The organism is Psychroserpens mesophilus, from assembly GCF_050617655.1.
Lineage (GTDB): Bacteria > Bacteroidota > Bacteroidia > Flavobacteriales > Flavobacteriaceae > Psychroserpens > Psychroserpens mesophilus_A.
The window spans coordinates 326,180-341,551 of sequence record NZ_JBODQC010000001.1; the positions used below are offsets into that span (position 1 = coordinate 326,180).

Consider the following 15,372-nt stretch of genomic DNA (forward strand, 5'->3'; position numbering starts at 1 on the left):
AAATTTACAATCTTTAGTCTATATTAACGCAACCATTACTATAATTTGACATCTAGAAATAAACCAATCCATGTTAAAAAAGTACTTCCTTTTCTTTTTTTTGTGTGTCTTTTATTACTATTCTGAAGCGCAAACTACAGATTTAGCCGTATTGGTTGAAGCACAAAACACTAGTAATACCGAAGTTTCTCAAGTACATATTTATCAAGAATTTCAGTACATTATAACCATACTTAATTCAGGAAATTTAGCAGAAAATGCAACTTTCACACAAGACATTAATGCAAATACAACTGTTGTTGCTTTTGAATATCAAAACGCTTCTGGAGGAGCAGGAATTGTTACAGATTTTGTTTTAGACGATAATACAAATAATGTATCAGGTACGGTTACATCACTTCCACCAAACTCTAGCATTGAAGTAAAAGTATCGGTCATCGCTCCAACTTTTGTAGGAGGTATTGCTACTAATGTTACTATATTTCCACCAGATAATACAACAGATATTGATAATACAAATAACCAATCTATAATTTCTTTAGATGTTACTGATCTTGACATTGATTTTACTGTAACTCTCAATCAGATTAACCCAAATGAAAATACGCCTATTAATGCTTGGGGAGACAATGTTACTTATCAATTCACAATTAGCAACAATAGCAGTATTGCATTTCCGTTAGATGCTTTTAAAATGAACATGATTAGTGATCCTGTTGAAAATGGAGAACCTCATATACAAATCCAGTCATTAGATTGTATTGCTACAACCAATGGTGTAAATTGTCCTGAAGACATCCCTTTTTCATCAAGTATTGTAAGCCTTGAAAATACATCAGATATTTTTGAGTTTCAGGATGACATCATATTTCCAGTAAATGGAACCATTACTTTTGAAATAGTTGTTAAATTTCTTGAAGGTGATTGTACCGAAACACCTGATGTGATTCATATAGAAAGTCTGATTGAAATAGAACTAAGTCATGATAATGTATCTCCTAATGAATCTAATATTGTCAACACCCTTTTATTAGCTCCAGAAGCCTGTCTGCTTACAGATTTGGTCATAGAAACAGAAGTCATTCAGCCTACAAGTGGAAGCATAAGTGACTGGAGTGATATTGTGATTTTAGAAACTGTTGTTACCAATTTGGGTACTTTTGATGTTCCTATTCGATTCTTTCTTCAGAACCTAACCTCTGCAGCCGGAACATGGAATTTAATTAGTGTGACATGTACTGGAACTACAGGACCAATTGCTTGTGAAGATATCTCTTTTAGTTTAAATGGTGAATCCTGGAATACTTTAATTTTTGATATTCCTGCTGGAGCAACAATTACTTTTGAAACCGTTTTAAATTATATTGAACCTCAATGCAGTCCTAATCCGGCTCTGTTTACATCACAAATAAGAAGTGCTATAAATATCATTCCTGACGATGTTATTGACATTGATTACAGTAATAATTTTGATGATGATTATGTTGTACTGTTCCCGGTTGAAGAATGTCCCTTTTCAGATTTAACAGTTAACAAAACCCAAATCGACCCTCAGTTACCTGTTGGTGGCTCAGACCAAAGTCCGATGCCTTGGGGAAATGTCACTTATGAAATTGCTGTGAGTAATATTGGTGATGAAGATACCTTTATGACTTTGGTTGATTTGTATGCTAATTCAGGCTTTAGTGCAACAGGTATTCTAAGAAGTGTTGAGTGCATCTCCTCAACAGGAGGCGCTTCATGTGGTACTATCACAATTCAAAATATTGATGTAGAAATAGATCAAAATTCAGAAGACCCAGTGTTTTGGGAAATTACTGAAGCTGATAACTGGTTTATGCCAGCAGGATCTTCTGTGACATTTAGAACGGTTCATTCTTGGCTACCAGAATGTAGTGATGATTCAATTCCTGTCATTAATAATGTAAATGTATTGGCTTATGGTGGAACACCTGATGGCAACAATACTAATAATGGTTTTTCTGCAACCACATATTTCACACCATGTGTTGATCTTATTATTCAAACGTTTCCATCGTCTTCAACAATACCAGTAAATTCAACATTCAATTGGATTGTTGATATTACTAACAGTAATACCAGTTCAACAGCCATTGATGCTTCATTTTCTAATACTGTAAATCCAGCTTTTACTATTATTGGCACACCAACCTGTCAGATTCAAAATGGTTCAGCAACCTGTATTACAAATTTTAACGTTAATGGTTCGGATGTCACTGCTACGATTCCTTTGCTAGAAGCAGGTTCAACAATACGTATTTTAATTCCTGTTCAGGCTCCAAATTATGGTGGTGTTTTTAACAATACTGCAACTGTATTTCCTAGTGCAATTAATAATGAAGAGTTAACACCTGAAACCAACATTTCAATCAGTAGTGCTCAGGTAGTATCACCAACGTTAATCAAAAGCTATAATCCAGAAACCATTATCGCTGGAGCTACGAGTACATTAACATTCACTGTTAATAATATTGCTACAAATCCTGCTCAAAACGGTATTACTTTTACTGATACTCTCGCCCCTGAAATCCATCTAGTGAGCGCTCCAGACTGGGTAAGTGCAAATGGATGTACAGCAAATTTTGTTGGAAATTCAGGCGACAACTTTATTGGTGTAACCGACTTAACATTCCCTGAAGGCGTGAGTAGTTGTACATTTTCTGTTGAAGTTATTTCAGATATTATTGGAATATATCTGAATGATAATTCTAATTTTAGTAACCAGAACAATATTGACACCACTCAAACAGAAGCAACACTAACTGTAATTGAGGATACATCTGATGTTGACATTGAAGTATTAAAAGCAGTGTCTGAAGCCGCTGTGTTTTTAAATGATGAGATAGATTTTACAGTTACTATAACTAACAATGGCACTACCACAGCGACACAAATTGAAATTTTAGAGCATTTACCTTCTGGTTACCAATACATTTCACATTCAACATCTCAAGGTACTTATGATATCGTATCCTCGATTTGGAGTTTGACGACTTTAGACCCGAATCAATCTGAAAACTTAACGATTACGGTTCGTGTAATATCTTCGGAAAATTTATTGAATACTGCAATTTTAAATCAGGTCAACGAAGTTGACAGAGACGATACAAATAATGAAGATTCGGCTGAAACTTCGGTAAATAACTGTTTGATTATTCCTCAGGGAATTTCTCCAAATAATGATGGTTTAAATGATGTTTTAGAAATTCCTTGCTTAGAACTTTATCCAAAAAATACTATTAAAATCTTTAATCGCTACGGAACACTCATCTTTCAAACGGATGCTTATGAAAACAATTGGGATGGCAGAGCAAACAGAGGCTTTCCAGATCATTCAAATTTACTACCTGTAGGAACGTACTTCTACATTTTAGAGATCTCTGAAACCATAGAACCTGTAGTGGGTTGGGTTTACTTAAACTATTAAAAAATGTTATGAAAATTTACTTTCAACAATTTCCATAAAACGGTTTTCAACGTCTTCTTTTCCTGACCAGTTATTGTAATCTGGTTTTACAATATCATTGATAAAACGAGTGGCATCATTAAATGACTGAGTTGTATTTAGTTGAGAAATAACACGATCGTAATCTTCAGTTTTACCTCCAAATAAGTGTTTTATAAACGCTAGTTTATCATTAAGTCCAATATTTAAAGTCCTTTTCTTTAATTTATCGTTTAAAGACTTTTTTGCATTGGCTTCTGAAACAGGTTCAAATTCTGGCATCTCTTCAAAGCCTGCAGTGATATCTTCTAAATGAGTTACTGAATTTTGATTTTCGGCAACTACAGTTTCAATAATCTCATCAACTTCCTGAGATTCCTGAGGCATTTGAGCGACCATATCTTTTATTTTTTCCATTACAGGCTCATAAATATGATCATCTTCTTTCTCATCAAGATTAACGTATATCCTATCTTCAATTTCAATATTATCACTCACTTTATTGTTAAAAGCGGTATCTAACATTCCAAAGAAAGAAGAATTACTTCCAATAGTTGGTAAATCTCCCTCTAAATTTTCATGAGCAAATTTAAGAACGCTCAACTTTTCATAAAGAACTGAAACTTCGGTATGCATCTTTAAAACATCTTCCTTTCCTTTTAGTTTTAAAATTCTATGCGCAATGCTTACTAATTCAGATTCTAACTTCTTCTTCATAACTTTTTAAATTTAAAACGAATTTATGCGATTGATTTTTAATAAATTTACGCCACCTTTATACAAAACGGCTAAACGGTTTGTTTTAGTGTTAAAATTACAAAATGTTTCTCGAAAATACAGTAAATCATAAAGAACAATTTGGATGGATTGAAGTTATTTGCGGATCAATGTTTTCTGGTAAAACCGAAGAACTGATTCGCAGACTCAAACGTGCCAAGTTTGCCAGGCAAAAAGTTGAAATCTTCAAGCCTGCTATTGATGTGCGTTATGACGAAGAAATGGTTGTGTCTCATGACTCTAATGAAATTCGTTCAACACCAGTTCCTGCAGCAGCCAACATTCCTATTTTGGCAGATGGTTGTGATGTGGTTGGAATTGACGAAGCGCAGTTTTTTGATGATGAAATTGTTCGTGTATGTAATGATTTGGCCAATAAAGGAGTACGCGTCATTGTTGCTGGTTTGGATATGGATTTTAAAGGAAACCCGTTCGGACCAATGCCTAATTTAATGGCAACTGCAGAATATGTGACTAAAGTTCATGCCATTTGTACGCGAACTGGGAATTTAGCACAATACAGTTATCGTAAATCTACTAGTGACAGCCTTGTGCTTCTCGGTGAAGTTGATGAATATGAACCTTTAAGTCGTGCTGCATTTTACAAAGCCATGCTTCGTGATAAAGTAAGAAACATGAAAGTTAATGATGCAGAAGAGGTGACGACAAATAAAAATAACTCTAATGCCTAAAGCGCAAGAAACAGTCCTTGAAATAGATTTAAAAGCGCTCAAACACAACTTCGAGTATATAAAATCTAAACTACAAAAAGACACTAAAGTTTTGGCTGTTGTAAAGGCTTTTGCCTACGGAAGCCATGCAGAAACGATTGCCAATTACCTTCAAGATTTAAACGTTGATTATTTTGCTGTAGCTTATGTTTCAGAAGGCATTGCGCTAAGAAATGCTGGTATTACAAAGCCCATTTTAGTTTTACATCCTCAAGCTGTAAATTTTAAAATCCTTATTGAAAGATGTCTTGAGCCTAGCCTTTATAATTCAAAAGTTTTAAATGAATTTATTGCAATTGCTTCAGAAGAAAAGCAGACCAATTATCCGATTCATATCAAATTCAATACAGGTTTAAACCGATTAGGGTTTGGGCAGAATGATGTAGAACATATCATTTCCAAGTTGAAAACCACAAATTCTGTTATAGCTAAATCTATATTTTCACATTTAGCAGCCAGCGAAGACCTGTCAGAAAAGGGATTTACAAATCAACAAATTAAACATTTCAAAACCATTGCTGAAACCTTTTCTAAAAAGATTGGCTACCAACCCATGCTTCATATTTGCAATACTTCTGGAATTTTAAATTATCCCGAAGCACATTTAAATATGGTAAGAACTGGTATTGGTTTATATGGCTTTGGTAATTCTAAAAAAGAAAACAACCATTTCAATCCTATTGCTACATTAAAATCTGTAATTTCTCAAATTCATTCTATAGAAAAAGGAGAAACTGTTGGTTATAACAGAGCTTATAAAAGCGATACTATAGTTAAAACAGCAACCATTCCTATTGGTCATGCTGATGGTATTGGCAGACAATATGGCAACGGAAAAGGCTATGTCATTATTAATAACAAACCGGCTTTTATTATTGGTAATGTGTGTATGGATATGATCATGGTAGATATAACAAATATTGATTGTAATGAAGGAGATGAGGTTATTATTTTTGGTAGTCATCCTTACTCAGCTTCCGAGTTTTCAAAAACTGCTCAAACCATTTCTTACGAAATCATAACCGCAATTTCTCAAAGAATCAAACGTGTATTTTTAACATAGTTCGTAAATATTAGTCACGTTTGTGACTTTTTGATTAAATTAGTGTCTTATTGAAGTATTAACTAACTAATAAAACACTGAAATTATGTTTAAAGAATTTAAGAATTTTATAATGACAGGCAATGTCATTGATTTAGCAGTTGCTGTTATTCTTGCAGGAGCTGTTGGTATGGTTGTAAACGGTTTCGTTTCAGACATTATGATGCCAATTGTTGGAAACTTTGCTGGTGGTGTTGATTTTGCAGATTTAAAATATGTGTTATCTCCAGCTACAGTGGGAGCTGATGGAGAAATTACTAAACCAGAAAATGCTATCATGTATGGTAAATGGGTAAATTCAATTATCAATTTAATTATTGTTGGATTTGTATTATTTATGATTGTTAAAGCCTATAATAAAACTAAAACACCTCCTGAACCAGCTGGTCCTGCAGGTCCATCTGATAACGACTTACTTAAAGAAATTAGAGATTTGCTAAAAAAATAAGATAGCTAACCGCTACACTACCTATGTTCTAATCTTAACCACCTCCAAAAAAGAGGTGGTTTTTTTTATGACTTTTTTTAAATAGAAAAATGAATTAATCCCTACTTTTGTTTATCTAATTTTAATTGTAATGAAAGTAGCTGTAGTTGGAGCCACTGGTTTAGTTGGCGAAGTCATGCTTAAAGTTCTTGAAGAACGTAATTTTCCGGTTTCAGAATTAATTCCTGTGGCTTCAAAACGATCCATTGGCAAATTAATTAGGTATAATGGAAAAGACTATAAAGTTGTTGGGATGCAAGATGCTATTAACATGAGACCGAGTATAGCATTGTTTTCAGCAGGAGGTGATACCTCTTTAGAATGGGCTCCAAAATTCGCAGAAGCAGGAATTACAGTGATTGATAACTCTTCAGCATGGCGAATGGATCATTCTAAACAATTGATTGTTCCTGAAATTAATGCAGAAAAATTAACCTCTGAAGATAAAATAATTTCTAATCCCAACTGCTCAACCATACAAATGGTTTTGGCGTTAGCACCTCTTCATAAAAAATTTAAAATGAAACGGATTGTTGTTTCTACATATCAATCTATAACCGGAACAGGTGTAAAAGCTGTTAAACAATTAGAAAACGAGGTTGCTGGCATTAAAGGTGAAATGGCTTATCACTATCCTATATACCAAAATGCTATTCCGCATTGCGATGTCTTTGAAGAAAACGGATACACCAAAGAGGAAATGAAATTAGTTCGTGAAACTCAAAAAATATTAGATGATCGCACAATAGCTATTACAGCAACAGCGGTTAGAATCCCAACAGCAGGTGGACATAGCGAAGCTGTAAATGTTGAATTTGAACACGATTTCGATATCTCTGAAATTAGAAAAATTCTCAGTGAATCAGAAGGTATTGTCGTTCAGGATAATATTGATGTCAACACCTATCCGATGCCAATTTATGCCAATGGGAAAGATGATGTTTTTGTTGGAAGAATCCGTAGAGACGGATCACAGCCAAATACATTAAATATGTGGATTGTTAGTGATAATCTGCGTAAAGGAGCTGCAACAAATACCATTCAAATTGCTGAATATCTAATGAAAAAAAATCTACTTTTAAAAAAGTAATTTTTTTATAGAGACACTTAGGGTTTTGGTGGATTGAGTTGTTGTATAAAAGCAAACCATTTCTTAATTCATAGGTCTGGTTTTGCAAATTACCGTAAACCTCCTATTTAGACACTCTTGTTGTCTGATAAAAAGAGTATTACATCTAATTAATTATATAAATGTTTAATATGTAAGTATATTTACTGTCCAAATTTTACTGTAAATGTTTAAAAATTGCCTTAAATCAATCTTACTTATTGTGTTGACAGTCTCAATACAATCTTGTGCAGATGATGATGATACTGACAATTATATTCCTGTTGTTATTGAAACCGCTCCAGATTTTGCAGAGGTCATTCAAAATAACACTATTGAAATAAATGTGTTGAGTAACGACATCAATGTACCAGAATCTGGAAGTTTAGTCCTTAGCAATGCCACAAACGGAAGTGTTGAAGTGTTAGACTTAAACAATACGCCAAACAATCCTTCAGATGACACAGTGTTATATACACCTAACACAGATTTCGTGGGAACAGATTATTTCACATATACTATTTGCAATAACCTAGAACCTATTAGCTGTTCCACAGAAGATATTAACATTACAGTAAACCCTAGTTTAGAAGTTGTATATAATCCTGATGAGATGCCTTATCAGACGCTTTCAGAATATAACTTTTTTAAAGGTGTTTTAAAAAATTTAGAGCCTGTCCCAGGAGTTTTACCTTATGATTTGAACTCTCCTCTTTTTACTGACTATGCGCATAAAAAACGTTTTGTTTGGATGCCAGATGGCACAATAGCCACTTACGATAGTGATCATACTCCTTTAGATTTTCCAGTTGGAGGAATACTAATCAAAAACTTTTTTTACGATAACATTCAACCCGAAAATACCACAAGAATTATTGAAACACGCTTAATGTATATGACTGAGGAAGGTTGGGATTTTGCAAATTACGTTTGGAATGATGAACAAACAGAAGCAACTTTTACAAACAATGGAAGCTTTATTGATTTTGATTGGATTCATGATGACGGAACTACGAAATCAGTCAATTACAGAGTTCCTTCTAGAAATGAATGTTTCTCATGTCATAATAAATTCGGAACACCATTACCTATTGGTCCGAAACCTCAAAACTTAAACAGAAACTACAATTATACAGATGGTAGTTTCAATCAATTAAATAAGTGGATAGAAGTCGGTTATTTAGAAAATAATTTACCTGCAACGATAGTTTCAACAGTCGATTGGGAAGACACTTCGCTTCCTTTAGAACTGAGAGTTCGCTCTTATTTAGATATCAACTGTGCTCACTGTCACTCTGAAGAAAGTTATTGCGAGTATCGTCCTATGCGACTGGCATTTAACGAAAATGACGATGATGTAAATAAAGGTGTGTGTGTTACACCAGATACTCAAATTTCACCTTATACTCATATCATTTCTAGTGGTCAGGTTGATAAATCTGTTTTACACTTTAGAATCAGTTCAATCGAAGAACAATATAGAATGCCTCTTTTAGGAAGAACACTTCAGCATGCTGAAGGTGTTAGACTTATTGAAGAGTGGATTAACTCCTTAGAGGGAGAATGTGAATAATTAAATTAAAATTTGAAAATAGACTATTATGAAAACAAAATTACTTCTTATCACACTGGGTTTTATGGCATTTAACTTTCAGGTTTTTGCTCAGCCAGTAAATGATAATTTTTCAGGCGCAATACCAATTACGCCTTCTGCTGATGGCACAGGTTGTTCTAATGCCACTTTTAACCTTCCGTTTTCAACAGATGGAACTACAGATAGTGGAGTACAAGGTTCGTGTAGAGCTTCTGGATTAGACCAGTTTTTTACCTGGACAGCAACTACAACCGGTTTGAATTTTTTCTCTCAAAATCCTGGTAATCCTGGTATCGTAGTTTTCGATTCTACAGGTACTATTGAAATTGCATGTACAGATACCTTTGCTACTGAAACTATTGGTGGATGGAATATTGGTGATGATCTTGTTATTCAAATTTATGATTTCGAAGGTACTGGCCTTTCCGATGTAGCATTTTGTTTAGAAGCTACAAACAATACTCCTGTACCAACTCCAATTACATTTACCTCCAGTCCTTCTGGAGCTTCTGGTTCTTACAGATATGCTTGTGTTGATATGAATGGTGATTTTCTGGATGATTTAGTGTCTATTTCTTCTACGAATGTTAACATTAGAGAGCAAAACGCTGGTGGAGGATTTACCACAAAAAATATTACAACAACAAATGCTAATTACTTACCATCATGGAGTTTAGCCGCAGCTGATTATAACAGAGATGGTTATACTGACTTGCTTTATGGTGCTGGAAATGGAGTAACTTTTATGAGAAGTGATGGTACTGGTAATGGATTTACTGAAGTTTCTGGTTCTCAAGATGTGTTTTCTCAACGCTCTAATTTTGTTGACATAAATAACGATGGACATTTAGATGCATTTGTGTGTCATGACGTCGCTCCTAATGTTTACTATATGAACGATGGAAGTGGAAACCTTACATTTAATCAAGGAGGTTTGGGAGACTATTCTTCAGGAGGTAATTATGGTTCTATCTGGATTGATTATGACAATGATAGAGATCTGGACTTATTTATCGCTAAGTGTGGTGGTGAAACAGCAAGAAGAGTTAACCAAATGCATACTAATGATGGAAATGGGAATTACACAGAAAACGCATCAGCTATTGGCTTAGCAGATCCAATGCAAACATGGTCATCTGCTTGGGGAGATTTTGATAATGATGGTGATATGGATGTTTTTGTTGGCGCTAGTTCTGGTGCTCATAAACTTATGGAAAACGATATTGAAAACAATATGTTTGTTGATATTAGCGCAGGCTCAGGTGTTGATTTACTATCATTAACTTCTACAGAAACAGTTACTTTTGATTTTGATAACGATGGTAATCTTGATCTTGTATCTGGTGGAAATATATTGTTTGGTGACGGAAATATGAACTTCACTGTTCATACTAACGTATTCCCAGGAGCAGGAGCTTATGGCGATTTAAATAACGATGGTTACATTGATGCCTTTAATTCCAGCAACATTTATCTTAATAATAAAGAAACCAATAATAACTGGATCAAAATTCATACTGTTGGTACAACAAGCAATATTAACGGTATAGGTGCTCGTGTTGAAATATATACTGATAGTGGAATGCAAATTAGAGATGTAAAAAGTGGTGATGGTTTTAGATATATGAATTCTATAAACACACATTTTGGGATAGGTACTGATACCAGTATTTCTCATATTACTGTATACTGGCCAAATTCTGGTTGTGAAACATTTCTAAATCCACCTGTAAATCAACCCTTTACGGTAGTTGAAGGTTCTGGTGAACGTTGTGATATTGTATTATCACCAATAGTGTATTTAGAAGGTGCTGCTTTAAATCCTAATTCAGGAGAAGACAATTTAATGCGTGATGATTTACGTCTTAATGGATGGTTAGCATCCAATGCTACAACAAGTCCATATGCTGATGGATTAACTGCTGATGTTTCAGTATTTAATACAACAGGTTCAGATGCTATCGTTGATTGGGTTTTTGTTGAACTTCGTGATAAAGATGATAACACTTTGGTAGTAGATTCGCAATCTGCATTATTACAACGAGATGGTGACGTTGTTGATGTCGATGGTTTATCTCCTTTAACCTTTGATCAAGATCAAGACAGCTATTATGTCGTTATCAAACACCGTAATCATCTTGGTTTAATGAGTGCTGCATCATATGCTCTAAGCCCATCAAATACGGTTATAGATTTATCTTTAAACCCGAATACTGTGGAAGGTGCAAGCAATGCTGTAGTCGCTTTAGCAAATGGCAAATATGGTATGTATGCAGGTGATTTTGATAGCAATCAACAAATTCAAAATTCTGATGCTAGTGGAGTTATACAATTAATTGGTGGTTCAGGATATAGCAATGCCGATATGGATGTCAACACTCAAATTCAAAACTCTGATGTTAACTCATTAATTAATCCAAATATTGGTCGTGGTCAACAATTTCAAAGGTCAGAAGCAGAGCAATTAGCGTCTAACGTTACGCTTTCCTTTGCTAATGCACAAATAACCAATGATGGTAGTGACAATTATTATGAAGCAGATATTTTAATTGCTACTACTGAAGATTTTTATGTAGGTTCTGGTCAGGTTTATTTTGATTATAATACTGCTGCTTTTGGAGAAAATATATCTTCAAATAATGCTATTGAATATACTCAACCAGAAACCTCTATTTTAGGCGCTTCTTTTGTAGGGCTTCCTGCATATAAAGACTTTATTCAAAATGATAATACTACTTCTAGAGTATCTTTGTCATTCCAACAAAACTTCTCAGAATCTTTCATTGAAACCAATATAATGTCTGCCCAAATTACAGCAACACCAAAAGTATTGTTTCATATTAAAATAAAATATGTTAATGCTGGTGAGGATGCTGATGTTTGTTTCTACAATCAAGGTGTATTTCAAGATCAATTTTATACAGCTTGTGGTGGTGCTGGTGCTGCAGATTGTACAAATAGTCCTGGAGAACAAATATTTGATGACACCTATGATTGTTCAGCTGCTGGTGTTAGTACATTAGCTGTAACGAACTACGATATTAATGCTATACATCTATATCCTAACCCAGTAAAGAATACTGTTTTTATTAAAGGTAATATAGAAAACTTAACCAGAATAGATATTATCAGTATTAATGGACAACTCATAAAAACAATAGATTCTAATTTTAATGAAATAGATGTAAGCCAATTAGATACTGCTATATATTTCTTAAAACTCTATTCTGCAGAAAGTGTAACTACTAAGCGATTAATAAAGCAGTAATTTTCTATTAGTCCTTCATTTCCCTTTATACATGTAAAGGACATCTTTAAAAGCCTAATAGACAGCACGCATAAAAGCCTTACAAACTAAATTTGTAGGGCTTTTTTTATTACTTTTAGTGCTTATGATAAAGCATATATAAAATATTATGAGAAAAATTACATTATTAACATTTCTTATAATGTCTTATTGCTCTGTTGCTCAAATTTTGAACGAATCAGCCAACTGGCCAAACAACAGTTGGGTTATTACAAGCTCATATGATCCTAATCCTAATGTTTACCAAAATGAATATTTAAGAATACAATCAAGAATCAAAAGTTTATTAAGCAATAACCTTATTGATTTTAAATAACTAAAAACCCTCTAAATTATATTTGGAGGATTTTTTTTATTATTTTTAGAAACTATTTACCTAATACCTAAATTTTTATGAAAAAAATTACATTAATAGCATTTCTTGTAATATCTTATTGCTCGGTAGCTCAAGTTTTAAATGAATCGGCTAACTGGCCAAACAATACCTGGACAATTACAGGTACCTATGACGCTAATCCTCTCTTCTTCACAGACAATCCGACAGATGGTTCAATGAATTTTTCATTTGATGAAGATGAAGCTGGACCTAATTCAATAAACAATATAGCAGTAGAATCTAACACTATTGATATAACTGCTGCATACAATGCTGGAGAAACTTGGATTACAGTAGTAAGTTCTTATGTCCATAACATTTTTCAAAACGAAAGTTTAAGAATACAATACTGGGATAATGATGCAGGAAACTGGCAAGATTTTGGTGAAGAATTAGTGCAAACTAATAATGCACCTACTTCAAACTTTTGTAATGGAACTCCACAACAAGTCAATGAAACAATAAGTATTGCATCTTTCACACCAACTCAATTAACAAATTTTAAATATCGAATCTCTTATAACGATAATGGGTCTTACGGTTGGGGATTTTGTTTTAACTCTCCAACAATACGTTCAGAAACACCTCCTGCTTGTCCAAATATTAGCAATCTATCAGTTGCTTTTGTGTCTTCAGATAGTGCCAGTGTTTTTTGGGAAGCTGGTGATGTTGAAACCTCTTGGGAAATCGTTGTTCAATCTCCTGGAGCTGGAATTCCTTCTGGAGCTGGAACCTCAACGAGTTCAAATAATCCTCATGTTTTAAATGGATTAACCGAAAACACTGCTTATGAAATTTATGTTAGAGGCTTTTGTGGAGGAACAGATTTTAGTAATTGGATTGGACCTGTAAATTTTGCAACATTAATTCCTTCCAGAGTGAATTTCACTCTTCAGGATTTAGGTATTGGAGGATACGACTTGACCGTTGTAGATATGGATGGAGACCATCTTGATGATATTGTATCTGTAACGTCTAACAATGTTAATATCCATTACCAACTAAGTACAGGAGGATTTAACGAAGTAAATATTCCAACACCTAACGCAGATTTCCTACCTGGTTGGAGTATGGCTGCTGCAGATTTTAACAAAGATGGTTTTACCGACTTACTTTATGGGTCAGGAAGTGGTGTAACCTTCATGAAAAGCGATGGAACTGGTACTGGTTTTTCAGAAATCTCTGGTCCAGAATATGTGTTCTCGCAACGTTCAAACTTTGTTGATATCAATCAGGATGGACATTTAGATGCATTTGTGTGTCATGACGTGGCTCCTAATGTTTATTACATCAATGACGGATTGGGTAATTTAACCTTTTACCAAGGTGGATTAGGGGATTATACTTCAGGTGGTCATTATGGATCCATTTGGATTGATTATGATAATGATCGAGATATGGATATGTTTATTGCTAAATGTGGTGGAGAGACGGCCAGAAGAACAAATGTTATGCTAACAAATAATGGCGATGGTACTTTTACTGAAAATGCAAGTGAGCTTGGTCTTGCTGACCCAATGCAAACTTGGTCGTCATCTTGGGGAGATTATGATAACGATGGCGACATGGATGTTTTTGTTGGTGCTAGTTCTGGTTCGCATAAACTTATGCGCAACAATGGTGATGGTTCGTTTACCGATGTTACTTCTGGTGCTGGAGTAAGTGGTGCTTCTACTGGTCACGAAAATGTGAGTTATGATATTGATAATGATGGTTATTTAGACATTTTATGTAATGGAACCATTTTGTATGGAAATGGTGATCTTACTTTTGAAGATGCTGATAACACGCAAATCAATTATAAGAATGGAGCTCTAGGAGATTTAAATAATGACGGATTTATTGACGCTTATTATAATGGTAATATTTATTGGAATCTTACAACTGATAACAACTGGATTACAATAAATACTGTTGGTACTGCAAGTAATATCGATGGTATTGGTGCTCGTGTTGAAATCTATACAGATAGTGGTGTTCAAATTAGAGATGTACGTAGTGGTGAAGGTTTTGAATACATGAGTACATTAAATACACATTTTGGTATTGGAAGCGACACAAGTGTTTCTCAGATTATCATTTACTGGCCGAATTCTGGTGGCGAAATATTTTCAAACCCAGGCATCAATCAAACTTTTGAAGCCGTTGAAGGTACGGGAACCTCTCTAAGCCTTAATGATAATGAGCTTGTTTCTGATTTCATTTTATCTCCTAACCCAACTAAAAACATATTAAATATTACTTCTGGATTACAATTGCAAAATGCTGTCTATAATATTTATGATATTAGCGGAAGACGTGTAATGACAAACTCTTTAAACAACTCTAAGTCAATTGATGTATCTCAATTGTCCGCTGGAAATTACATCATCAGTATTATCTCTGATAATGCTATCAAAAATCAAAAGTTTATTAAGCAATAAG

At 34.1% G+C, this 15,372-nt stretch carries 10 protein-coding genes; 9 read left to right on the top strand and 1 reads right to left on the bottom strand.

All coding sequences use genetic code 11. The features are described from left to right. Nucleotides 1–70: 70 nt before the first annotated feature. On the top strand, nucleotides 71–3,448 hold the full coding sequence (locus tag ACRHNM_RS01425) for a gliding motility-associated C-terminal domain-containing protein (protein WP_431132910.1): 3,378 nt from the start codon (nucleotides 71–73) through the stop codon (nucleotides 3,446–3,448). 6 nt (nucleotides 3,449–3,454) lie between these two features. On the opposite strand, the gene ACRHNM_RS01430 is transcribed toward ACRHNM_RS01425, so the two are convergent. Further along, a complete protein-coding gene (locus tag ACRHNM_RS01430; protein ID WP_431132912.1) occupies nucleotides 3,455–4,183 on the bottom strand; it encodes a hypothetical protein in 729 nt (242 codons plus the stop codon). 104 nt (nucleotides 4,184–4,287) lie between these two features. Here ACRHNM_RS01430 and ACRHNM_RS01435 point away from each other — a divergent pair, with 104 nt between their 5' ends. From ACRHNM_RS01435 to ACRHNM_RS01470, 8 genes are all read left to right on the top strand, one after another. After that, nucleotides 4,288–4,935, top strand: coding sequence for a thymidine kinase (locus ACRHNM_RS01435; RefSeq protein ID WP_431132914.1), 648 nt, complete (start codon nucleotides 4,288–4,290; stop codon nucleotides 4,933–4,935). Next, complete coding sequence (gene alr, locus ACRHNM_RS01440; protein WP_431132916.1) at nucleotides 4,928–6,037, top strand: alanine racemase; 1,110 nt, start codon at nucleotides 4,928–4,930, stop codon at nucleotides 6,035–6,037. Before ACRHNM_RS01435 ends, alr begins: the two co-directional genes overlap by 8 nt. A gap of 85 nt (nucleotides 6,038–6,122) precedes the next feature. Beyond that, on the top strand, nucleotides 6,123–6,524 hold the full coding sequence (gene mscL, locus ACRHNM_RS01445; RefSeq protein WP_431132918.1) for a large conductance mechanosensitive channel protein MscL: 402 nt from the start codon (nucleotides 6,123–6,125) through the stop codon (nucleotides 6,522–6,524). 130 nt (nucleotides 6,525–6,654) lie between these two features. Continuing rightward, nucleotides 6,655–7,653, top strand: a complete 999-nt coding sequence (locus ACRHNM_RS01450) for an aspartate-semialdehyde dehydrogenase (protein ID WP_431132920.1) — start codon at nucleotides 6,655–6,657, stop codon at nucleotides 7,651–7,653. 205 nt (nucleotides 7,654–7,858) lie between these two features. Next, nucleotides 7,859–9,244, top strand: coding sequence for an Ig-like domain-containing protein (locus ACRHNM_RS01455; RefSeq protein WP_431132922.1), 1,386 nt, complete (start codon nucleotides 7,859–7,861; stop codon nucleotides 9,242–9,244). 28 nt (nucleotides 9,245–9,272) lie between these two features. Beyond that, on the top strand, nucleotides 9,273–12,533 hold the full coding sequence (locus ACRHNM_RS01460; protein WP_431132924.1) for an FG-GAP-like repeat-containing protein: 3,261 nt from the start codon (nucleotides 9,273–9,275) through the stop codon (nucleotides 12,531–12,533). A 148-nt stretch (nucleotides 12,534–12,681) separates the two neighbouring features. Beyond that, nucleotides 12,682–12,888 (top strand): hypothetical protein, encoded by a 207-nt coding sequence (locus ACRHNM_RS01465; RefSeq protein ID WP_431132926.1) that lies wholly within the window; start codon nucleotides 12,682–12,684, stop codon nucleotides 12,886–12,888. Between the two features lie 77 nt (nucleotides 12,889–12,965). Then, nucleotides 12,966–15,371 (top strand): FG-GAP-like repeat-containing protein, encoded by a 2,406-nt coding sequence (locus ACRHNM_RS01470; RefSeq protein WP_431132928.1) that lies wholly within the window; start codon nucleotides 12,966–12,968, stop codon nucleotides 15,369–15,371. Nucleotide 15,372: the final 1 nt, after the last annotated feature.